This window comes from Rhodococcoides corynebacterioides NBRC 14404 (assembly GCF_001894765.1).
Lineage (GTDB): Bacteria > Actinomycetota > Actinomycetes > Mycobacteriales > Mycobacteriaceae > Rhodococcoides > Rhodococcoides corynebacterioides.
The window spans coordinates 168,237-190,886 of record NZ_BCWV01000002.1 but is presented as its reverse complement, the minus strand read 5'-3'; the positions used below and the strand labels follow the sequence as shown (position 1 = coordinate 190,886).

General features: G+C 70.2%; 18 protein-coding genes. 5 read left to right on the top strand and 13 right to left on the bottom strand.

All coding sequences use genetic code 11. The annotated features are described in order from the left end of the window. Positions 1-10 precede the first annotated feature (10 nt). Both RC2_RS02205 and RC2_RS02200 read right to left on the bottom strand, forming a co-directional pair. On the bottom strand, positions 11-748 hold the full coding sequence (locus RC2_RS02205) for a DUF2334 domain-containing protein (RefSeq protein WP_068151718.1): 738 nt from the start codon (positions 746-748) through the stop codon (positions 11-13). Positions 749-815: 67 nt separating this feature from the next. Then, positions 816-1,316: a glutathione peroxidase gene (locus RC2_RS02200; protein WP_068151720.1), complete on the bottom strand. Its 501-nt coding sequence runs from the start codon at positions 1,314-1,316 to the stop codon at positions 816-818. Positions 1,317-1,462: 146 nt separating this feature from the next. On the opposite strand from RC2_RS02200, the gene RC2_RS02195 reads away from it, so the two are divergent. Further along, on the top strand, positions 1,463-3,394 hold the full coding sequence (locus RC2_RS02195; RefSeq protein ID WP_083529650.1) for an HNH endonuclease signature motif containing protein: 1,932 nt from the start codon (positions 1,463-1,465) through the stop codon (positions 3,392-3,394). A 108-nt stretch (positions 3,395-3,502) separates the two neighbouring features. Here RC2_RS02195 and RC2_RS02190 read toward each other — a convergent pair whose 3' ends face one another. Beyond that, the gene (locus RC2_RS02190; RefSeq protein WP_068147952.1) at positions 3,503-4,888 is read right to left on the bottom strand and encodes a cation:dicarboxylate symporter family transporter; all 1,386 of its coding nucleotides are present in this window, start codon (positions 4,886-4,888) and stop codon (positions 3,503-3,505) included. A gap of 158 nt (positions 4,889-5,046) precedes the next feature. On the opposite strand from RC2_RS02190, the gene RC2_RS02185 reads away from it, so the two are divergent. Both RC2_RS02185 and RC2_RS02180 read left to right on the top strand, forming a co-directional pair. After that, positions 5,047-6,621 (top strand): sensor histidine kinase, encoded by a 1,575-nt coding sequence (locus tag RC2_RS02185; protein ID WP_068147955.1) that lies wholly within the window; start codon positions 5,047-5,049, stop codon positions 6,619-6,621. After that, on the top strand, positions 6,618-7,346 hold the full coding sequence (locus RC2_RS02180; protein WP_068147958.1) for a response regulator: 729 nt from the start codon (positions 6,618-6,620) through the stop codon (positions 7,344-7,346). The genes RC2_RS02185 and RC2_RS02180 overlap by 4 nt, the downstream gene beginning before the upstream one ends. On the opposite strand, the gene RC2_RS02175 is transcribed toward RC2_RS02180, so the two are convergent. From RC2_RS02175 to RC2_RS02165, 3 genes are read right to left on the bottom strand one after another with little or no spacing between them, the layout of a single operon-like run. Continuing rightward, positions 7,343-8,233: an alpha/beta hydrolase gene (locus tag RC2_RS02175; protein ID WP_068147961.1), complete on the bottom strand. Its 891-nt coding sequence runs from the start codon at positions 8,231-8,233 to the stop codon at positions 7,343-7,345. The genes RC2_RS02180 and RC2_RS02175 overlap by 4 nt on opposite strands. Before the next feature lie 34 nt (positions 8,234-8,267). Then, positions 8,268-10,415, bottom strand: a complete 2,148-nt coding sequence (locus RC2_RS02170) for a S9 family peptidase (protein ID WP_068147965.1) — start codon at positions 10,413-10,415, stop codon at positions 8,268-8,270. Next, complete coding sequence (locus RC2_RS02165; RefSeq protein ID WP_068148331.1) at positions 10,412-11,296, bottom strand: phosphoribosylaminoimidazolesuccinocarboxamide synthase; 885 nt, start codon at positions 11,294-11,296, stop codon at positions 10,412-10,414. The genes RC2_RS02170 and RC2_RS02165 overlap by 4 nt, the downstream gene beginning before the upstream one ends. A gap of 63 nt (positions 11,297-11,359) precedes the next feature. Between RC2_RS02165 and RC2_RS02160 the strand changes: the two genes are divergently transcribed. Further along, positions 11,360-12,781 carry an MDR family MFS transporter gene (locus tag RC2_RS02160; protein ID WP_068147966.1) on the top strand — a complete coding sequence of 474 codons (1,422 nt, stop codon included), beginning with the start codon at positions 11,360-11,362 and terminating at the stop codon, positions 12,779-12,781. Between the two features lie 9 nt (positions 12,782-12,790). Here the strand turns inward: RC2_RS02160 and RC2_RS02155 are convergent, their stop codons facing one another. The 5 genes from RC2_RS02155 to RC2_RS02135 all read right to left on the bottom strand — a co-directional run bounded on the left by RC2_RS02155 (position 12,791) and on the right by RC2_RS02135 (position 19,067). Then, complete coding sequence (locus RC2_RS02155; protein WP_068147969.1) at positions 12,791-13,705, bottom strand: siderophore-interacting protein; 915 nt, start codon at positions 13,703-13,705, stop codon at positions 12,791-12,793. A 115-nt stretch (positions 13,706-13,820) separates the two neighbouring features. Then, positions 13,821-15,620 (bottom strand): DUF4012 domain-containing protein, encoded by a 1,800-nt coding sequence (locus RC2_RS02150; RefSeq protein WP_139277247.1) that lies wholly within the window; start codon positions 15,618-15,620, stop codon positions 13,821-13,823. Then, the gene (locus RC2_RS02145; protein ID WP_072680979.1) at positions 15,617-16,942 is read right to left on the bottom strand and encodes a UDP-glucose dehydrogenase family protein; all 1,326 of its coding nucleotides are present in this window, start codon (positions 16,940-16,942) and stop codon (positions 15,617-15,619) included. The genes RC2_RS02150 and RC2_RS02145 overlap by 4 nt, the downstream gene beginning before the upstream one ends. Positions 16,943-17,004: 62 nt before the next feature. After that, entirely contained in the window at positions 17,005-18,426 is a 1,422-nt protein-coding gene (purB, locus tag RC2_RS02140; protein ID WP_068147972.1) for an adenylosuccinate lyase, read from the bottom strand. Continuing rightward, positions 18,423-19,067, bottom strand: a complete 645-nt coding sequence (locus tag RC2_RS02135) for a TetR/AcrR family transcriptional regulator (RefSeq protein WP_068147975.1) — start codon at positions 19,065-19,067, stop codon at positions 18,423-18,425. The genes purB and RC2_RS02135 overlap by 4 nt, the downstream gene beginning before the upstream one ends. A 74-nt stretch (positions 19,068-19,141) precedes the next feature. On the opposite strand from RC2_RS02135, the gene RC2_RS02130 reads away from it, so the two are divergent. Further along, positions 19,142-20,185 carry a threonine aldolase family protein gene (locus RC2_RS02130; RefSeq protein WP_068147977.1) on the top strand — a complete coding sequence of 348 codons (1,044 nt, stop codon included), beginning with the start codon at positions 19,142-19,144 and terminating at the stop codon, positions 20,183-20,185. Here the strand turns inward: RC2_RS02130 and RC2_RS02125 are convergent. Both RC2_RS02125 and purD read right to left on the bottom strand, forming a co-directional pair. Next, positions 20,154-21,266 carry a pyridoxal phosphate-dependent aminotransferase gene (locus RC2_RS02125; RefSeq protein ID WP_068148340.1) on the bottom strand — a complete coding sequence of 371 codons (1,113 nt, stop codon included), beginning with the start codon at positions 21,264-21,266 and terminating at the stop codon, positions 20,154-20,156. The genes RC2_RS02130 and RC2_RS02125 overlap by 32 nt on opposite strands. 41 nt (positions 21,267-21,307) lie before the next feature. Next, the gene (purD, locus tag RC2_RS02120) at positions 21,308-22,564 is read right to left on the bottom strand and encodes a phosphoribosylamine--glycine ligase (protein ID WP_068148337.1); all 1,257 of its coding nucleotides are present in this window, start codon (positions 22,562-22,564) and stop codon (positions 21,308-21,310) included. Positions 22,565-22,650 lie beyond the last annotated feature (86 nt).

Sequence of the window (22,650 nt, the reverse complement as noted above, 5' to 3'; positions counted from 1 at the left end):
CGGTCCGCGATCAGGCGGCCGACGACCGGGACCGCGAGATCCATTCGTAGCGAGCGGATTCGGCGCCGTGGAAGCACGCGAGATCCACGGCGTCGAGCATCGCGGTCCGCGGTCCCGGCCGGCCGAGCTGCTTGGCGCTGACGGACAGTCGCACCACGCCGCCACGACGCGCGACCCGGCCCGCACCCATCACGAGGGCGCGGCACCACCACGGCTCGGACGTCCCCGGCTCCCACACGTAGCCGCCGGAACCGGCGCCGAACCCCTCCCCGATGCCGAACACGCGACTGCGCACCACGGTGCCGCGGTCGAGGTCGGAGATGCCGGTCAGGCCCGCGTAGAGGCGGAACCCGACCGCCGGGAGTGCGGAGATCGCCCCGGGCGAGGCGACCCATCGCGGCGGGGCGAAGGCGCGGGTGCGCAGGCCGATCTCCTCCATGACGCGATCGGCAGCGCGGAGGCGGAGACCCGCCTCGTGGGCGGGGAGGGCGGCGAACTCGGCGCGACGACGCTTGGTCGCCGCCTGGTCGTATCCGTGCAGCACGATCGCGTCGCCGTGCTCGCGTCGGGCCCGGAGCCAGTCCTGCGTCTCGGGGTCGCGGGTCAGCCGGTACTTGTCCTTGAGGCGCGGCGCCACGAGCAGCGAGAGGGACAGGTTCCGACGGTCCATCTCGGCGGCGAACTCGGCGGCGGCGTCGCGGGTCTCGTCACGGATTCCGGAGACGGACACGATCAGACGTGCGGTCATGAGAAAACCGTCGCACACCGAGGTGTACGACGGTTCGTCTCACGCGTGAACTCTCGACGAACGCCGGTCAGAGCGTGGGGACCGGGAGCACCTTGTCGATCGCGGCCAGCACCTCGGGAGCGTCCGGCTCGGTGCGAGGCCGGAAGCGGGCCACGACTTCGCCCTCCGGCGAGACCAGGAACTTCTCGAAGTTCCACTGGACGTCGCCGGCCTCACCGTCGGCGTCCGGCGTCTGCACCAGCTGCTCGTAGATCGGGTGCCGGTTCTCCCCGTTGACGTCGATCTTCTCCATCAACGGGAAGGTGACGCCGTAGGTGGTCGAGCAGAAGGTCTCGATCTCCTCGGCCGTGCCCGGCTCCTGGCCGCCGAACTGATTGCACGGGAATCCCACCACGGAGAGACCGCGATCCGAGTAGTCCTTGGCCAGCTTCTCGAGGGCGGTGTACTGCGGCGTCAGGCCGCACTTCGATGCCACGTTGACCACGAGCACCGCTCGGCCGCTGTACTCGTCGAGCGACGTCGGCGCCCCACCCAGGGTGGTGATGCCGATGTTCTGCAGTTCTGTCATGCGGTCACAGTACCGATGAGTAACCCCCGGGACGACCGGGTGGTGCCGCGGGCCGTGACCGGCCGCAGATTCGTGCGTGCGTGTCATGGAGTCTGTCGGTGGGTGCCGGTACACTCGAACATACGAGCGACTGGGGGGTCGGCGACATGACTGGTGTGCAGGTGGGGACAGGTGCGGCGAGCACGGCGGCGACGCCGTGGGCTTCGCTCGATCACACCGCCCTCGGTCTACCTGTCACTACCGACCTCCCCTCTGCCCGGGCTCTGGACGCCTTGGTGCACGCGGCTGCCGGGGTGGCGTACCTGAAGTGGTTCGAATATCAGCTCGCCGCCGCCATGCACGCCGAACTGGTGGAACCGTTCGAGGACGAGGACCGCCGCGAACTCGACGCGTTCACCCGCTGCGCCGCCACGATCGCGACGACGATGTCGATCACCCCGTTCGCCGCCCGCACCCTGCTCACCGACGCCGTCGCCCTCCGCGACCGGCTACCCCTGGTCGCGCAGTGCCTACGCGACGGAATCGTCACCCCGCACCACATCCGCACCATCGTCTCCCGCACCGAACTCATCGAGGGGCAGTGCTACGCCGCCCTCGTCGACGCCGACATCGCTCGTGCTCTGCGTAAGCCCGGGTCGTGGTCGCCGGCGCGAATGGAGATCATGGTCGACACGATGGTGCACCGCCGCGACCCCGACGCCGTCCGTGCACGCCGGGAGGCTGCGAAGCGGAACCGGGAGTTCACCGTCGAGACCGGGCGGGACGGGATGGCCACGACGACGGACACCCGGCCCGCCGAGGACACCGCCCTCGCCGCCGCCGCGGTCCACCGCCTCGCGGCGCAGGTGTGCCCCAAGGACACCCGGTCGAAGGCCGCGCGGGCCTCCGATGCGCACTACGCGTTGCTCACCCAGACCGAATTCGGCTGCGACTGCGACCGCCCGATCACCGACTGCCGCTACAAGAACATCGACGTCGGCAGGTTCGCGGCGACGGCGCCGCGGATCGTGATCCACCTGGTCACCGACACCACCACCCTCACCGGCCCCGTCCCCGCGCCGGAGTCCGACCGGGTCTGCAGGTCGCCACAGCACCTGCCCCGACCGAACACCGAACCCACCCCTGCGGCCCCGCCCGAGGGCGACGCCGAGGTTCAACCCGAACCCGCCGCGAATGCGGTCACGGCCGAATCGGTGGCGCCGGAACCGTCCACGCCGGATTCCGTGGTGTCGGACCCTCTTGTGACGGAAGTGGTTGCAGCAGAGGCGGTGACACCGGATTGCACCGGCACCGCGACACTGGCCGACGCCGCCGCGGACCCAACCTCCACCGAGTCGCCGGTGGTCGACGAGTCCTCGGAGGGCCCGCACGGATGCGACGAGCCCATCGGTCTCGACACCGTCGACGGTGTCGGATTCCTCGCCGGCATCGGCATCATCTCCGGCGCCCACGTCCGCGACCTCGCAACCGACCCCCGCACCGTCATCCGCCCACTCGGTGACGGCTCCGACACCCCACTCCCGGCGACGCAACCCTCGAACCCGTACCGCCCCTCGGCGGCACTCGATGCGTACGTGCGGGCGCGGGATCAGTTCTGCACCTGGCCCGGCTGCAACCGACCCGCCTGGGAGGCAGACCTCGACCACATCACCGAATACGACCACACCCACCCCGAACGGGGCGGGCGCACCGACGCGACCGGACTCGGCGCCAAATGCCGATTCCACCACCTACTGAAGACGTTCGGGGACTTCGTCGACGACCAGTACCCCGACCCCACCGACCCCAGTCGATTGATCCGCACCATCACCATCCCCGACGGACGCACCGTCCTCGGCCCCGCGTTCACCGGCCACGACGTCCACCCCGGCCTCGACACGATCGTCTTCGGCGACTTACCCGACACGTCAACGCCGCGACCACCGAGACCGGGCCTCACCGAACGCACCCGACCCGCCCCACGCACCGAGCAGAAACACGCCCGCCGACGACAGGAACGCAACCGCAACCGCCTCCGCAACCTCGGACTCCCGGCAACCCCGGCCGAGGCGGCGGACTACGAACCGCCCCCGTTCTGACGACCGCGGGTGGCGGTACGCGCACGTGGAAACGGCGGGTGCACCCTCTGATCGAGAGTGCACCCGCCGTGGTTCGGTGCGTTCCCGGCTCGTGGCCGGGAGGTGGACCTAGCTCTTGACCAGGTCCGGCTTGCTCTCCGGATCGCGAGCCTCGCCGTGCCCGTCGTCGACCATCGTGGTCTCGTCGAACGGAAGCTTGCCGTCGAGCACGTCCTTGACCCGACCGTTGTCGATGGTCTTGGTCCAGGTGCCCACCAGCATGGTGGCGACGGCGTTGCCGGAGAAGTTGGTGACGGCGCGAGCCTCGGACATGAACCGGTCGATACCGACGATCAGGCCGATGCCGTCGAGCAGCTCGGGGCGGTGGCTCTGCAGGCCGCCGGCCAGGGTGGCGAGGCCGGCGCCGGAGACACCGGCTGCACCCTTCGAGGCGATGATCATGAAGAGCAGCAGCGAGACCTGCTCGCCGATGGAGAGCGGGTTGCCCATCGCGTCGGCGATGAAGATCGAGGCCATCGTGAGGTAGATCGCGGTGCCGTCGAGATTGAACGAGTAGCCGGTGGGGACGACGACGCCAACGGTCTGGCGCTCGACACCGACGTGCTCCATCTTGGCGATGAGGCGGGGCAGAGCGGACTCGGAGGACGAGGTGGCGACGATGAGCAGGTACTCACGGCCCAGGTACTTGCAGAGCTTGAAGATCGAGACGCCGGAGACGAAGCGCAGGATCGTGCCGAGGATGCCGAAGACGAAGATGGTGCAGGTCAGGTAGAAGGCCAGCATCAGGGTGGCGAGCTGGATGACCGCGTCGATGCCGGTGTCACCGACCACCTTGGCGATGGCACCGAACGCGCCGATCGGGGCGAGCCACAGGATGCCGGCGAGGATGCGGAAGACCAGCTTCTGGATCGAGCCGATGCCCTTGAGGATGCCCTCGCCCTGCTTGCCCATGGCCTGCAGACCGAAGCCGACGAGCAGTGCCACGAAGAGGGTCTGCAGCACGCTGCCCGCAGTGAGCGACGACAGCAGCGAGGTCGGGATGATGCTCTGGATGAAGTCGATGGTGCCGCCGGCGGCCTCGTTCTGGCCGACGAGCTTGTCGACCGCCGCGCTGTTCGCCTCGATGTTCAGACCGTTACCGGGCTGGATCAGGTTGCCGACCACCATGCCGATGGCGAGCGCGAAGGTGGACATCGCGATGAAGTAGCCGAGGGCCAGGCCACCGACCTTGCCGACGCTGGCGGCGGCCTTGACCGAGCCGATGCCGAGCACGATGGTGCAGAAGATGACGGGGCTGATCATCATCTTGATCAGCGAGACGAACATGGTGCCGAGCACGCCGAACTCGGATGCGGTGTCCGGTGCGACGAGTCCGAAGACGATGCCACCGACGACCGCGACGATCACGGCGCTGTAGAGCCAGTGGGTCTTGTCCCGCTTCTTCTTCGGCGGTGGAGTCGGCGAGGTGGGTTCGACGTCGTGCGTGGTGGTCATGTTCTCGTCCTTAGAATCGAGGCGTGAGGTGAGTCACGCGGTCTGGAGAGAACTGTGGTGCACCGCGTGACCCCAGTCACGAATCTGTTCATTACGTTCACGTTGCGCGGGGTTGCACACAACCCCACCGATGAACGACGACCCACCGAGAGGGCGTCTTGACCAGCACGAATGCCCGACGTCGGCGTCGATCACGCAGCGTCGCCCGGAGATTGTTCCTGGGCCAGCTCGCCGTGGTGACGTTGCTCGTGGCGATCGGGGGCATCGCCGTCGTTCTCGACGAGCGCGCGCTCAGCGACGAGGCGACCCGTCACGAGGTGACCGCGATCGTCGAGTCGCTCGCGACGTCCCCGTCCACGGCGGACGCCATCGAGTCCCCCGATCCGACCGCGATCCTCCAACCCGTCACCGAGGAGATCCGGCGCGCCACCTCCGTGGACTTCATCGTGGTCATGGCACCGGACCGCACGCGGTTCACGCATACCAACCCGGAACTCATCGGTGGCAAGTTCACCGGATCGATCGACCGGGCGGTGGCGGGCGAGACGTTCACGGAGTCGTACGAGGGATCGTTGGGACCGTCGATCAGGGCGGTCACCCCCGTGATGGACGACGGCGGCACCCTGGTCGGGTTGGTGTCCGCGGGCGTCACCCGCGCCCGCATCTCGGACCGCTTCGTCGCCGGCCTCCCCGTCGTCCTCGCCGTGGTGGCAGCGGCACTGGCCGTCGCCGTCGGGGCGTCCTGGATTCTGAACCGCCGACTGAAGAGTCAGACGCTCGGTCTCGCTCCGGACGAACTCCGCAGCATGTACGACCATCACGACGCCGTGCTGCACTCCATCGGCGAAGGCCTGTTGGTGTGGGGCGACGGCGACGAGGCCGAGGTGGTCAACGACGAGGCGCGGCGCCTCCTCGACCTCGAGAGCGACACGGTGTCCCGCCAGGACCTGCCGGAGTCGTTGCGCGGACTGGGCGACTCGTCCGTGCGCGACGAGATGCACCTGACGTCCACCCGGGTCCTCGTCGTCAATCAGAATCCGGTGGTCCGCGGCTCGCGGCGCCTGGGCACGGTGACCACCGTCCGCGACCACACCGAGCTGCAGCGCGTGCTGGGCGAGCTCGACTCGATGACGTCGTTCGCCGAGTCGTTGCGATCGCAGGCACACGAGTCCGCCAACCGGCTGCACACGGTGATCACGATGGTCGAGCTCGGCCGCACCGAGCAGGCCGTCGAGTTCGCCACCCAGGAACTGGCGTTGTCGCAGAACCTCATCGACCGTCTCATGAGCACGGTGCAGGAACCGGCGGTGGCGGCGCTGCTGCTCGGGAAGGTCAGCCAGGCCGCGGAGCAGGGCGTCGAACTCACGGTCACGGAGGACACGGCACTCACCGATACCGACGTGGTCGCACGCCGGGAATTGGTCACTCTGGCCGGCAACTTGATAGACAATGCGATCGACGCGGCCAAGCAATCCGACGAGGCGTGGGTAGAGGTGAGTGTGCGCGAGACCGACACCGATCTGGTGGTGGAGGTGGCCGACAGCGGACCCGGAATGGACGCCGACGCTCTGGCCCGGGCACGCACCCGCGGCTTCTCCACCAAGTCCGGATCCCGCGGCCTCGGCCTGGCTCTGGTCTCCCAGGTGATCCACCGCCACGGCGGCACCCTGTCCTCGGACGCCTCCGCCGGATCCGTCGTGACCGCCACGATTCCGCTCGGATCGCTGCGGTGAGCGAGGGCAGCACGGTCGGCGCCGGCGACGGTCGCGACGTCAAGGTCCTGGTGGTCGACGACGAGCCCCTGATCGCGGAGGCTCACTCGAGCTACGTCGGGCGCGTACCCGGCTTCACCGTGGGCGCGGTGGCGCACTCCGGCGCCGGCGCTCTGCGCGCCGCGACGACGGCCATCGCCGACGGCGATCCGTTCGACCTGGTTCTCCTGGACATCGGGCTGCCCGACGCGAGCGGAATCGACGTCGCCGCGGCCCTCGGTGGCCTGCGGCCCGGTCCCGACGTCATCGCCATCACGTCCGAGCGCGATCTCGCCGTGGTGCGTCGGGCCGTCGCCCACGGCATCGTGCTCTATCTGCTCAAGCCCTTCACGTTCGCCGCGTTCCGGGACAAGCTCGAGCGCTACGGGGAGTTCCGCTCCGCTCTCCAGGGCGGCGAGACGGCCGTCAGCCAGCGGGACATCGATCGGGCGATGGCGTCGCTGCGGACCGCGGACGAGCGGGCGTCGACACCGAAGGGGATCGCCCCGCAGACCCTGACCGAGATCTCGAACACGGTCCGCGCAACCCCCGACGGTGTGGGTGCGTCCGATGCCGCCGCGGCGGTCGGTGTCTCGCGGGTCACCGCATGGCGCTACCTCGAGCGCCTGGCCGACGACGGTCTGGTGGACCGACATACCGAGTACGGCCGGGCGGGGCGCCCGCAGGTGCGCTACCGCTGGCGTTAGACGGGCACGACCCGACGCAGGAAGGCGAGCTGGTCCGCGATCACCGTCTCGAACGCGTCGCCGAGATAGATGTCGAAGTGGCCGTAGGGGTAGAGCAGCACTTCGCCCCGCGGCGCCTTCGCCACGTGTCGAAGGGTGGCGCGCGAGGGAGCCACGGTGTCGGTGCCGCACACGCAGAACAGAGCCGGGCACGAGAGCTTCCTGGCCGACCGGCCCGGGAAGTACCGCGTGATCTGCAGGGCGAAGCGTGCGGCGACCGCGTCGTCGAAGTCGAGTCCCTCCGGCCGGAGCGCGCGGTAGCCGCTGTCCGCGTCGTCCGAGGCCATCAATGCCTTGCCGCGATGCGGGGCGGCGAGCGGGATCCGGACCGGCGGGGCGTTCCGCACCGCGGCCACCACGTCGCGCACCACGGACGGGGCGATCTTCAGGGTGGAGACGAACGGTGTGGCCAGGGCCGAGGCGAGCCCGTCGGTGAACGGGCACTGCGAGACGACGGCGGCGATGCGTCCGTCTCGAGCGGCCGCCTCGATGACGTGGCCGCCGCTGAAGGACGAGCCCCACAGAATCACGCGGGACGAGTCGACGCCGTCCAGACGACGGGCGTATCGCACCGCCGCCGCCCAGTCAGCGAGTTGCCGCTCGATGTCGAGGAGTTGCCGCGGCTCGCCCCCGCTGGCGCCGAAGTGGCGGTAGTCGAACACCAGGCACGCGTATCCGGCGTCGGTGAACCGCTCCGCGTACGCGTCGAGGCGCATCTCCTTCACCCCACCGAGGCCGTGAGCCAGCACCACGATGGGGACGACCGCGTCCGGTGCTGCCTCCGGCCGGTAGAGCCAGGCGGCGCACCGATCGTCGCCGGAAGGGAACTCGACGTCGATTCGTGTCACTGCAGCACCCTCCCGATCGGAACTTACTCGGGAGTCAGTTTGACTCGTCGAGTACCCGCTCGGCAACCTGCTCGGCCCCGGTTCGGGAGATCACCCAGGCGTACTCGAACGCGACCTCGCGCCACTGCTCGTACCGCCCGCTGACCCCGCCGTGGCCCGCGTTCATCTCCGTCTTGAGCAGAATCGGCTCGCCGCCGGTGTTCTTCGCTCGCAGCGCCGCCACCCACTTGGCCGGCTCGACGTACAGCACGCGAGTGTCGTTCAGCGAGGTCACGGCCAGGATGGCCGGGTAGTCCTTCGCCTCGACGTTCTCGTACGGCGAGTACGACTTCATGTAGTGGTAGACCTCGGCGTCGTGCAGCGGGTCACCCCATTCGTCCCACTCGATCACCGTCAACGGCAGGGAGGGATCGAGAATCGACGTGAGCGGATCCACGAACGGAACATTGGCGAGAATCCCAGCGAACAGCTCCGGCGCCATGTTGGCCACCGCGCCCATGAGCAGGCCGCCCGCGCTGCCGCCGTCGGCCACCAACTGCGTCGGCGTCGTGACGCCCGTGTCGATGAGGTGGTGGGCGGCGGACACGAAGTCGGTGAAAGTGTTCTTCTTCCGCAGCATCTTGCCGTCGTCGTACCACCGGCGACCCATCTCGCCGCCGCCGCGCACGTGCGCGATGACGAAGACGATGCCGCGATCGAGCAGCGACAGGCGTGAGACCGAGAATCCGGGATCCATGCTGGCCTCGTAGGAGCCGTAGCCGTAGAGCAGGGTCGGCGCCGGCCCCGTCACGTCGCGACGAGCGATGACGGACAACGGGATCCGGGTGCCGTCCGCCGCCGTCGCCCACTCGCGCTTCTGCGTGTAGCGCGTCGGGTCGAAGTCGCCGAGCACCGGCTGCGACTTGCGCAGGATGCGCTCGCCCGTTGCGGGGTTCAGGTCGTACACCTGCGAGGGCGTGATGAACGAGGTGTAGCCGAAGCGCAGCAGCGGAGCCGACCACTCGGGGTTGGCGCCGAGGCCCACCGAGAACAGTTCCTCGTCGAACTCGAGCTCGGCCGGCTCGCCGTAGCCGTCCGGACCGAGCGGCCACAGCGCCATGCGCGGCACCGCACCGCGGCGGTACGACAGGACGAGATGCTCGGCGAAGGCGTCCACGTCCTCGAGCCGGACGTCGTCGCGGTGCGGCACCAGCATCGTCGTCGACGTCGGATCGCTCACCGGAGCGTCGACCAGGACGAAGTTGTCCGCCTTGGCCCCGTCCACCTCGTCGTTGTGCAGGATGAGGAACCGGTCCTCACCGGCGACGACGGCGTGCTCGACGTGGTACTCGACACCCGTGCGACGCGGCAGGATCACTCGGAACTCGCCACTGGGGTCGTCCGCCTCGAGGTAGTGCATCTCGGTGGTGATCTTCGAACCCACCGAGATCAGCAGGTACTTCTCGCTGCGGGTGGCGCCGAACGAGACCCAGAACGCCTCGTCGGGCTCGTGGAACACCACCACGTCCTCCGACGTCGGGGTGCCGACGCGGTGGCGCCAGACGCGGTCGGGCCGCCAGGACTCGTCCACGGTCTGATAGAAGAGGAATTCGCGGTCCCCCGACCACGTCGCGCCGGGCGCCGCCCCCTCGATGACGTCGGGGAGCAGGTCGCCGGTGCGCAGGTCCTTGATCCGCAGCGTGTACCGCTCGTCGCCCGTCGTGTCCTCCGAGTAGGCCAGGAGCGACCCGTCGCGGGTGAGCGCGAACGCCCCGAGGGAGAAGAAGTCGTGGCCCTCGGCGAGCACGTTGCTGTCGAGCACCATCTCCTCACCGGGGATGTCGACGCCCACCTCGAGCACGGGCGGATTCCAGTCGTCCGGCGCGGCGACCGGGCACCGGCACTGCACGCCGTAGCTGCGACCCTCGGCCGTGCGGCCGTAGTACCACCACCCGCCGCGGCGGGTCGGGACGGACAGATCCGTCTCCTTGGTCCGCGACTTGATCTCCTCGAACACCGCGTCTCGCAGCGGCTGCAGGTGCGCGGTCTGCGCATCGGTGTAGGCGTTCTCCGCCTCGAGGTAGGCGATCACCTTCGGGTCGGACTTGTCGCGCAGCCACTCGTAGGGGTCGACGACGACGTCGCCGTGGTGGCGCCGTTCGGTCGGGACCGTGGCGGCGATCGGCGGCTGCAGGGATGTCACGGTCGGACCCAATCGTCGAAGGACAGGCCCGAGACGGTCTCGTAGGCCTCGATGTACCGGGCGCGGGTGCGCTGCACGACGTCGTCCGGCAGTGGCGGCGGCGGCGCGTCACCCGTTCTGTCCCAGCCCGATTCGCCGGTCAGCCAATCGCGGACGATCTGCTTGTCGAAGCTCGGCTGGGTCCGGCCGGGTGCGTAGCCCTCGCGCGGCCAGTAACGCGACGAGTCCGGCGTGAGTACCTCGTCGGCCAGGATCAGGGTCCCCGTGGCGTCGACCCCGAACTCGAACTTGGTGTCCGCGAGAATGATTCCGCGCGACTCCGCGTGGTCGGCCGCGCGGCGGTAGATGTCGAGGGTCGCGGTGCGGAGAGCGTGCGCCCGCTCCGCTCCGACGGTGGCGACGACGGTGTCGAAGTCGACGTTCTCGTCGTGCTCGCCGAGGGCCGCCTTCGCCGCGGGGGTGAAGATCGGTTCCGGCAGCGCACTGGACTCCACCAGGCCGTCGGGCAACGGCACACCGCAGACGGCGCCGGTCGCGCGGTAGTCGCTCAGTCCCGAGCCGGTCAGATACCCGCGGGCGACACACTCCACCGGCACCATGTCCAGCGAGCGCACCACCAGTGCGCGGCCGAGGACCTCCTCCGGAATGCGCGGGTCGTCCGGACCACCGGCCAGGTGGTTCGGCACCCCCAACAGATCGAAGAAGAACACGCTCATCGCCGTGAGCACCCGACCCTTGTCCGGAATCGACGTCGGGAGCACGTGGTCGTAGGCCGAGATGCGGTCCGACGCGATCAGCAGCAGGTGCTCGTCGTCGATCCGGTGCAGCTCGCGCACCTTGCCGGCGGCCAGATGGGGATAACTCGACAGTGAAGGTCGCACGAGGACCGACACTAGTCGCGGGTCGGCCGGGAGTGCGGCCAGGGCATCTGCCACTCTCGACTCGTGGCGAGCGAACCGGGAACGGCCGACGTCGGATTCCGGTCCGAGCGTGGACCGATCCTGGCCGCCCTGATGCTCTGCAACTTCCTGGTTGCTCTGGACACCACGATCATCGCGACGTCGGTCCTGACGATCGTCGGCGAACTCGGCGGCTTCGGACAGTTTCCGTGGCTGTTCTCGGTGTATCTGCTCGCGCAGGCGGTGACCGTCCCGCTCTACGGCAAGCTCGCCGACCTGTTCGGCCGAAAACGACTCGTGCTGTTCGGAATCGGTGTCTTCCTCGTCGGGTCGATCCTGTGCGGTCTCGCGTGGTCCATGCCGTCGCTGATCGTGTTCCGCGCCATTCAGGGAATCGGCGCCGGCGCCGTGCAACCGATGGTGCAGACCATCGCCGGTGACATCTACACCGTTCGCGAACGCGCGAAAGCCCAGGGCTACCTCGCCAGCGTCTGGGCCGTGGCCTCGCTCGCCGGCCCGAGCCTCGGCGGGCTCTTCTCCGAGTTCCTGTCGTGGCGGTGGATCTTCTTCGTCAACGTGCCGCTCTGCATCGTCGCCGCCGTGGTCCTCGCTCGGCGCTTCGACGAGACCGCGCGGCCCCGCGTCGCGCACCGTATCGACTACACCGGCGCGGCGCTGCTCACCGTCGGCGCGGGCGCGATCGTCCTCGGGTTGCTCGAGGGCGGACAGTCCTGGGCGTGGACCTCGGGCACGTCCGTGGCGGTCTTCGGACTCGGGGTGGTGATGCTCGCCGCCTTCGTCGCCGTCGAGCGTCGGGCCCCGTCCCCGGTCCTGCCCCTCTGGGTGCTGACCCGGCGAGTGCTGCTCGCCACCAGCGCCGTGGCGGCGGTCATCGGGTCCGTCGTCCTGGTGATCACCACGTACGTGCCGACGCTCGTTCAGGGCGTCCTCGGTCTCGGCGCGCTGGCGGGCGGGTTCACCCTCGCGCCGCTGATGCTCGCGTGGCCGGCCATGTCGTCCCAGTCGGGCCGCGTGTACCTGCGTATCGGGTTCCGTCGCACGTCGGTGATCGGCGCGTCCGTCGTCGCGGTGGGCTCGGTGCTCACGCTGCGCTGGTCGGAGTCGTCGTCGGTCTGGGAGGTGGCCGCGGGGTGCCTCGTCCTCGGGACCGGCATGGGACTCGTCGCGAGCCCAGCGCTGATCGCCGCACAGTCGTCGGTCGGCTACGCCGAGCGCGGTGTGGTGACGTCGACCAATACCTTCGCCCGCAACATCGGCAGTGCCGTGGGAATCGCGGTGTGCGGGGCCATCGTCAACGCGACCGTGGGCGACGATCCGCGGCCCGACGTCCTCGCCGACGGTCTGCACGTGGTGTTCTGGACCGTGGTCGGCGGCGCCGTCCTGCTGCTCGTCGCCGCGTCGGCGATGCCGGGTGGTCGCGTCGCGTCACCGGAAAGCCGGGACTGACGGGGTGCGTCAGAGACCGACGCGCTCGAGGAGTGCTTCGAACTCCTCCTGTGCCTGCGCCTCGGTGCGGCCCTCGCGCAGCGCGCGGTTGTAGCCGGCGATCGCCATGCGCTCGTACCGCTTGTACTTGGCGAGCCACTCCTCGGCGCGCTCGCGCCAGTAGCCGATGGACGAGCAGTGGCGGGTGTCGAATCCCCACTGCTTCCGCGCGATCGCGCGCACGGCACGTGAGGCGCCCGCCTCACCGGCGAACCACAGATAGCCGATGCCGTCGGGGCGATCGAAGGACGACACCGCGTCCACCAACGCGGTCGGCGTGACCCCGTTGCCCGTGCCGACGAGCCACTCGACGGTGACCTCTCCGCGGGTCACGAAGTCCTGACGGTCCGCCTCGTCGAGGATTTCCAGGACGACGTGAGCGCGAGCGCCGGGAGCGAGCTGTTCGAGCGCGCGGCCGACGGCCGGCAGGCCGGTCTGGTCGGCGACGAGGAGCTGCCAGTCGACGTCCGCAGGCACGCGGTACCAGGACCGCGGCCGGGACAGCACCACTTGATGGCCGGGCCGGGCTGCGCGGGCCCAGTCGGCGGCCACACCGACCTCGTGCAGAACGAAGTCGACGGTCACCGTGGTCGCGGTCCGGGACCGCACCGTGTAGTTGCGGCACTCCGGGCGCACCGCGAGGTCGTGGTAACCCCACACGCCGCTCACCTCGGTCATCCTCGGCAGGACGTCGTCGACCGTGGGCGGGAAGTGAACGGTGACGCACTCGTCGGGAGCGGACAGGCCGACGTACTGCTCGAGGTCCGGGCCGCCGAAGATCACGCGGGTCATGGAGGGCGACAGCTGCTCGACGTACTGGACGACCGCCGGGTAGCACCCCGGTTCCGTCTCGGTGATCGCATCGAGCTCCAACGCTGTGGACATCGCACCTCCCCCGTCTACCGAGCCTCGCCCACCGGATACCCGGCTGCAAGGTAAGCCTAACCATCACGGGGCGGGTCGTGCAATGGGGCGCCCTCACGGGGGGACTACCCGCGCGTCAGTTCTCCGAACAATCCGGAACGTCCACCGTCACGGTGCCGTCGAGCGTCTGCGGCTGCATCGGCACGCGAGCTGCCCCCGGCGCCGTCGGTTCGAGCAGCTCCAGCACCACCTCACGCGTCTGTCCGGGCTCGACCACCAGCGGGGTGTAGAACGCGGGATGGTTGCGCTCGGCGCCGGTCAGCATCACCACCGGACGGCCGTCGATGGTCGCTCTCGCCAGGGCGGACCCGGTGGTGGTGTAGATCGTCACCACCGACCTGTTCGTTCCCGGCGGACCCTCGTACGCCGTCGTCTCGTTCTGGCGACCCGCGATGTACACCGGGTAGTCCTGCGCCGGTGCGGTGTTGGTCACGGTCGCGGTCACCCGCGTGCGACGACGGTCGCCCGCGCAGCCTTCGGCGGTGTAGCTCACATCGCGCTTCAGGTAGTAGTCGAGCTTGCCGCCGGCGCCGTTGTTGACCACCACCGACACGTACGGCGCGGGGTCGTCGGGAACCTCGTGGGCGATCTTCGTCCCCGACAGCACCTGCTGGACCTGCTCGTCGGCGCTCCACACGGCGGTGTGCCCGCCGCTGACCCCCCGGCCGATCGCGTCGAGCAACGCCTGCGGATTCGACACCGACCCCTCGAGCTTCGCGAAGACCCGAGCCGCGATCCGCTGCAGGTACTCCTTGCGCGCCGCGTTGTCGTCCTGGAACCGGAAGTAGGCCTCCGACTGCGTCTTGTTCACCACGTTGTCGCCGGTGATCTGTTCGCCGTCGGCCAAGGTCACCGGCCCGACCACGTCGAGGATGTAGCTCAGCGCCACCGGGTCGGTCGCCACCACACCGTCCACCACCTGGCCGGATTCCTGCTGCCAGATGGACTGCAGGATCCGCCCGGCGTAGGGGAAATGCGGGCTCAGGTTGGCGTTCTGCCAGTTGGTGGTCGCGTCGTACTGGTTGCCGTACGCCCGCTGGAAGTCGGGGCCGAGGTCGATCGGCTCGTAGCGGCCACGCAGTTCGGTGTTCTGCGCCAACTCCTCGAGCGAGACCCTGCCGCGGTCGGCCGTCACGATGGCGAAGCCACCCATGAGTCCGCCGGTACCCCGTGACTCCGCGTTGGTCTGGAAGGCGAAGAAGTAGTTCTTCGGTCCGTCCTCGCCCAGCATCGTCGGCAGTACCTGCGCGGCGAGCGAGGTGTTGGTGACGAGGCTCGCGAGATCGGCCACCTGATCCTTCAGTTGCACCCCGGCGTCCGAGATCTGCGGAACCCAGGTGTCGGTGGGCGTCTGCTCCAGATCCGCATTCACTCGCGTCGTCGCCGCGGCGATGGACTCCAGCGTCGGTGCGGCCGTGCGCAGGGCCGCCAGATCGATCGTGCCGTCGTCGGCCCGGAGTTCCTTCGGGTTCAAGGCGGACCCGACCTCGCTCGCCGGACGCAGCACGTCGGCGGTCAGCGCCCGGACGGAGTCGGCGAGCGAGCCGACCACCGTCAACGGCTCACCGAGACCCGGCACGGCGGCGACGACGCGCCAGATCGGCGACGTCGTGGCGTCGACCGCCTCGGTCGACGACTCGACGGCGGCATCGGCCGCGACGCGCCCCTTGTCCGGATTCCCCTGCAGGATCGCCGTCTTCGCTCGCTGCGCCTCGTCCCGCGCCGAGCTCAGTCCGCTGTACGCGGAGTACACCGTCCACGCGAACCAGGCCAGCAGCGCCACCAGCACGGCGAGGAGAACGAGAATCCACCACCGCGCGCGACGACGCGGGCCACGCTCCCCGTGGCGTGATCTCGGTCCCGCCGCCGTGGTCACGGACGACCCAGACCGCGATAGGTCCACCCGGCGCTGCGCCACAGCTCGGGGTCGAGGCAGTTGCGGCCGTCGACGATGCGCTTCTCACGGACGACGCCGTCGAGGTCGGCCGGGACGAGGTCGCGGAACTCGCGCCATTCGGTGAGCACGAGCACCACGTCCGCTCCACGGCACGCCTCGAGCGTCGACGCCGAATAGCCGAGCGTGGGAAACAGTGCCCGCGAGTTGTCCATTGCCTTGGGGTCGTACACCGAGACGCCGGCACCCTGCAGTTGCAGCTGACCGGCGACGTTGAGCGCCGGTGAGTCGCGCACGTCGTCGGAGTCCGGCTTGAACGCGCAGCCCAGCACGGCCACCCGCGTCCCGAGCAGCGTCCCGACCTGCTCGCGCACCACGTCGACCATCGCGGTCCGACGACGCATGTTGATGGCGTCGACCTCGCGCAGGAAGGTCAGCGCCTGGTCGGCACCGAGTTCACCGGCGCGAGCCATGAACGCCCGGATGTCCTTGGGCAGGCATCCGCCGCCGAAGCCGATGCCCGCGTTGAGGAACTTGCGGCCGATGCGGTCGTCGTGACCGATCGCGTCGGCGAGGACGGTGACGTCGGCACCGGCCGCCTCGCACACCTCGGAGATGGCGTTGATGAAGGAGATCTTGGTCGCCAGGAACGCATTGGCGCTGGTCTTGACCAGCTCGGCGGTCGCGAGGTCCGTCACCAGGAACGGGATGCCCTCGCCCAGCAGCGTCGCGTAGACCTCGCGCGCGACGTCCTCGGCGCGGCCGGGACGATCGCGATCGACGCCCAGCACCAGCCGGTCCGGATGCAGCGTGTCCTGCACCGCGTGGCCCTCCCGCAGGAACTCGGGATTCCAGGCCACCTCGAGCTGCTCGCCCGCGGGCGAGAGTTCGCGGGCGCGGGCGCCGAGCCGTGCGGCCGTCCCCACCGGCACCGTCGACTTGCCGAAGATCACGGCCGGGCGGTCGACGAGCGGCGCGAGGTTCTCGATCACCGAATCGACGTAGGTGACGTCGGCGGCGAACTCGCCCTTGCGCTGCGGCGTGCCGACGGCGAGGAAGAAGACGTCACCGAACTCCGCCGCCTCGGCATAGGACGCGGTGAAGCGGAGCCGTCCCGCCTCGATGTTCCGGGTCAGGACCTCCGGCAGCCCCGGCTCCCAGAAGGGGACCTCGCCCGCTTCGAGTTTGGCCAACTTGCTCGGGTCGACGTCGACCCCCAGGACGTCGTGACCCAGATCGGCCATGCAGGCGGCGTGCGTCGCCCCCAGGTAGCCGGTTCCGATGACGACGATGCGCGTGCTCACTCGAGAACCGTAAGGGGTGTGCGCCGGGCTTTCCACCGGAGCGGTCGGTTCCCGGGCGGTGCCTAGAGAATCGGTGCCGGGGTGTAGCGGGCAGCCTCCGGATACGCCTCCGTGAGCCGCGTGACCGCGTCCACCACGGCGGAGACCTGCGCGGGCGCGGCGCCGACGAAGGCGGTGCGGTCGGCCAGAGCGGCGTCGAGATCGGCGCGATCCAGCGGCAGACGATCGTCGTTCGCGAGTCGGTCCAGCAGGTCGGGCTCGCGGCCCTCCTCGCGCATCGCCAGCGCGACGGCGACGGCGTGGTCCTTGATGGCCTCGTGGGCGGTCTCCCGGCCGACGCCCGCGCGCACGGCGGCCATGAGCACCTTGGTCGTCGCCAGGAACGGCAGATAGCGATCGAGCTCGTTGGCGATGACCGCGGGGTAGGCCCCGAACTCCGCCAGCACCGTCAGGAAGGTCTCCATCATCCCGTCGACGGCGAAGAAGGCGTCGGGCAACGCGACGCGGCGGACGACGGAGCAGAAGACGTCGCCCTCGTTCCACTGCGCACCGGCCAGTTCGGCGGCCATCGACGCGTAGCCGCGCAGAACCACCTGCAGACCGTTGACCCGCTCGCACGAGCGGGTGTTCATCTTGTGCGGCATCGCGGACGAGCCGACCTGACCCGGCTGGAAACCCTCGGTGACCAGCTCGTGGCCGGCCATGAGGCGCACGGTGTGCGCGAAGGAGGACTGTGCGGCGCCGATCTGGACCAGGGCGGAGACGACGTCGTGATCCAGCGATCGGGGGTAGACCTGACCGACGCTGGTGAGGACGTGCGCGAAGCCGAGGTGCTCGGCGACCGCGCTCTCGAGTCGGTCGAGCTTGCCCGCGTCGCCGCCGAGGAGGTCGAGCATGTCCTGGGCGGTCCCCATCGGCCCCTTGATGCCGCGGAGCGGGTAGCGGTCGATCAGCTCGCGCAGCCGCGTGAGCCCGACGAGCATCTCGTCCGCCGCCGACGCAAACCGCTTGCCGAGGGTGGTCGCCTGGGCCGCGACGTTGTGGCTGCGGCCCGCCATCACGACGTCGCTGTACTGCGCGGCGTGCTCGGCGAGGCGCGCGGCCACGGCGACACCGTGGGCGTGCACGTGCTCGAGCGAGCGCAGGATCTGCAGCTGCTCGACGTTCTCGGTGAGGTCTCGGCTGGTCAGACCCTTGTGGACGTGCTCGTGTCCGGCGAGCGCGTTGAACTCCTCGATGCGTGCCTTGACGTCGTGCCGGGTGACGCGTTCCCGGTCCGCGATGGACTCGAGATCGACCTGCTCGAGCACCCGCTCGTAGTCCGCGACGGCGTCCGCGGGGACGTCGACGCCCAGCGCCGCCTGCGCGCGCAGCACCGCGATCCACAACTGCCGTTCCAGGACGATCTTGTGTTCCGGGGACCACAGCCGCACCATCTCGGGGCTGGCGTAGCGGTTGGCGAGGACATTCGGGATCCGGCTCACGTGGCGGAAGTGTACGGTCCGAGCACCCCGCCCGGTTCCAGTGGTGCGGGACCCTCGACGGCGCCGCGCAGCACGTCCCGGATGCGGGCGCGCGGATCGGTGCCCTCCTCCCCCAGCGCCCCGAGGACCAGTCCGTCCACCAGGGCGAGCAGCAATCGCACGTGCTCGCGGTCGGACCGGCGACCGGCCGCGGCGAGCGCGTCCGCCACCATCTCCTCGAGTTCCGAGCGCAGGCGGCAGTGCAGCCCCTGCAGTTGGGGGTGACGGGCGGCCGCCAACACGCGCTCGTAGCGGGCGACGAGCAGGTCGTGCCGTTCGTCGTCGGCGTCGTCGGGCCCGATCAGCAGGTCCGTCACCAGGGTCACGGGGTCCTGCCCGTCGGCGGCGCGCTCACGCATCTGCTCACGGATGAGGTCGAGTTCGCGGCGGCCGTTCACCTCGGCCGCGTGCGCGACGAGGTCGTCCAGGGAGTCGAAGTAGTAGGTCGTCGACGCCAGCGGCAACCGGGCGCGGGCGGCGACGCTGCGATGGCGGACCGCGTCGTACCCTCCGGTGAGCAACAGTTCCGCCGCCGCGGTCACCAGTGCCTCGCGTCGACGCCGTCCTTTGGGTGTCGACCGGGGTTCGGAGACGCTCGACATGGGACGACATGCTGCCACCGTGACGCCGTCCGCACGGGCGAAATGGGCCCCGAACCGTCTGACAGGGTGAATCGGTGGCCGCCCTCCCGAGCATCGATCTCCGTTCCGACACCGTCACCGTTCCCGACGACGAGATGCGCCGCGCCATGGCCGCGGCGGACGTCGGCGACGACGTGCTGGACCACGACCCCACCATGGCGGCGCTCGAGGAGGAGGTGGCAGCGGTTCTCGGGATGCCGGCTGCCCTGTGGATGCCCAGCGGCACCATGGGCAACGTCGCTGCGCTGATGATGCATCTGCAGCGCGGTGACAAGTTCCTCGCTCCGGAGCACGCGCACGTGCTCGGCTCGGAACTCGGCTCCGCCGCGTGGCTCGCGCAGGGCATGCCGGAGGTGCTGCCGCACGACGGCGGCCCCGGCCGACCGACCCCCGCCGCGGTGCGCGCCCATGTCGCGCCCGGCCCCTACTTCTCGCTGCGCACCACCCTGCTGTGCCTCGAGAACACCCACAACTTCGCCGGTGGGACCGTCACCCCGGTGAGCGAGTGGCGTGCGTTGACGGCCGCGGCCGCGGACAGCGGACTCGTGGTCCACCTCGACGGGGCTCGGTTGTGGAACGCCGCCGCGGCGTCGGGGGTGGCTCCCGCGGAGTTGACCACCGGGGCGACGACGGTGCAAGTGTGTCTGAGCAAGGGCCTCGGCGCACCCGTGGGCTCGGTCCTCGTGTCCGACGCCGTGCGGATCGCGGAGGCCCGACGCATCCGGAAGATGCTCGGCGGCGGGGTGCGCCAGGGCGGGGTGCTCGCGGCGGCCGGGCTCGTGGCGTTGCGATCACGGGATCGACTGCACGACGATCACGCCCACGCCCGGCTGCTCGCCGACGGTCTGCGGGAGCGTGGGTGGGCCGTCGACCACCCGGAGACCAACATCGTCCTGGCCACGACCGAGGACCCCGCGGCGACGGTCCGCGCGCTGGCCGCGGCGGGTGTGGGTGCGGTGACGGTGGCGGGCCGGGTGCGCTTCGTGACCCATCGGGGGATCTCGACCGACGACATCCACGCCGCGCTGGCCGCGTGCGCTGAATTCCCTACCGACGCAGGAGCGGCGTCACCCGCGTGAGCGCCTCGTGCATGTCCTCGGTGGATCCGGCGAAGGAGAACCGAACGCTGCGACGACCGACGGCGGTGTCGAAGTCGAGTCCGGGCACCACGGCGACGCCGGTCTCGTCCAGCACCCGGGCGCACCAGGCGGCGGAGTCGTCGGTGAGGTGGCCGAGGTCGGCGTAGACGTAGAACGCGCCGTCGGCGGGCGCGGTGCGGGTGATCCCGAGGTCCGCGAGTCCGGTCAGCAGCACCGCACGGTTGCGGGCGTAGCGCTCGACGTGCCCGTCGAGTTCGGTGATCGACTCGTCGTCGAACGCGGCGAGTGCGGCCACCTGCGACACCGTGGGCGAGCACACCGTCATGTTCGAGGCGAGCCGTTCGACCGCCCGGAGCAGGTCGGGCGGCACGACGGCCCAGCCGAGTCGCCATCCCGTCATGGAGAAGTACTTCGATACCGACCCCACCACGACGGCCCGGTCCGAGAACGCCCGCGCGCTCCGGCACCGAACCCCGTCGTAGGTGATGCCGTGGTAGATCTCGTCGGAGACGAGCAGGGTGCCGTGCTCGTCGCACCAGCGGGCGAGGGCGGCCAGTTCGTCCGGGTCGATCACGGTGCCCGTGGGGTTGGCGGGGCTCGCGACGATCAGCCCGGCGGGCGGGGCGGGCAGCGCGTCGAGCATCGCGACGGTCGGCTGGAAGCGCACGCTCGCGTCGCAGTCCAGCTCGATCACTCGGCAACCCAACGCGGCCAACGTGTTCCGATACGCAGGATACCCGGGTCGGGCCACGACGACGGTGTCCCCGGCGTCGAACGCGGCCAGGAACAGCAGCGTGAAGGCCCCCGAGGATCCGGTGGTCACGACGACGTCGTCCGCGGGAATCGTGACGTCCTCGTTCCGCGAGAGGTACGTGGCGATGCGCTCGCGGAGGTCACGCAGACCGAGCGTCTCGGAGTACCCCAGCGTGTTCTCGTCGAGCGCGCGCCGCATGGCGTCGAGCACGGGACGCGGTGCGCGCGTGGACGGTTGGCCGGCGGCCAACGACACCACGTCGCCGTGGGTGCGCTGCCGTCGCGCCGCGGCGGCGACCACGTCCATGACGTGGAAGGGCTCGATGCGCGATCGAACCGACTCACCCGTCACGGGATCGCGATCCGGCCCTCGGTCGCCGCGAGTCCGATGTCGGAGCGGAAGTGGCCGCCGGGCAACGACACTCGCGAGAGCACGTCGTACGCCTCGGTGCGTGCGGCCGCGAGGTCGGCGCCGACGCCCACCACGCTGAGGACGCGCCCGCCGGCCGAGACCAGCGCGCCGGCGTCGTTGCGCGCCGTGCCCGCGTGCAGCACACCCGGCCCGTCCGCACCGGTGATCACGTCCCCGGTCCGCGGCCGACCGGGGTAGTTCTCGGCGGCGACGACGACGGTGACGGCCGAGCCGTCCTTCCACTGCAGGGGCGGGAGCGCGTCGAGCGTGCCGGTGGCGGTGGCGTGCAGCGCGGCCCCGAGCGGGGACTCGAGCAGTGCGAGAACGGCCTGGGTCTCGGGATCGCCGAAGCGACAGTTGAATTCGATGACCGCGGGGCCGTCGGCGTCGACGGCCAGGCCGGCGTACAGCAGACCGGAGAACGGGCAGCCCCGCCGCACCATCTCCGCCGCGACCGGGGCCACGACCTCGTCGACGATCCGCGTGACCATGTCCGCGGGCAGCCACGGCAGCGGGGTGTAGGCGCCCATGCCGCCGGTGTTGGGTCCGGTGTCGCCGTCACCGACGCGCTTGTGGTCCTGGGCGGGCAGCAGCGGGACCACGGACTCGCCGTCGACGAGGCAGAACAGGGAAACCTCGGGACCGGAGAGGAACGACTCGAACAGGACAGGATGTCCCAGTTCGAGCAACTCGGCGGCGTGGTCGCGCGCCGCCCGTCGATCGGCGGTGACGACGACGCCCTTGCCGGCGGCCAACCCGTCGTCCTTGACCACCCAGGTGGGTCCGAAGCGGTTCAGCGCGGCGTCGAGCACGGCCGGGGTGTCGACGACCTCGCTGTGCGCGGTGCGCACGCCCGCCGCGGACATGACGTCCTTGGCGAAGGCCTTGGAGCCCTCGATCCGCGCGGCGGCCGCGGAGGGACCGAAGCAGGCGATACCGGCGTCGCGGACGGCGTCGGCGACACCGAGAACCAGCGGCACCTCCGGCCCGACCACGACGAGGTCGGCGCCGAGTTCGCGCGCGAGCGCGACGACGGCGGTGCCGGACGCGACGTCGACGGCGTGCACGGGCACGACGGCGGCGATGCCGGCGTTGCCGGGCGCGCACGCCACGGTGTCGACGCCGGGGTCGGCGAGCAGGGCGGTGATCAGGGCATGTTCACGGGCTCCGGAGCCGATGACGAGTACGCGCACGACGAGCAGCGTACTCGAGCGCACTCCTGGACAGCAGTCACCCGAGGACGCTAACCTTCGCTGGTCCGGAATTACGGAATAACGGA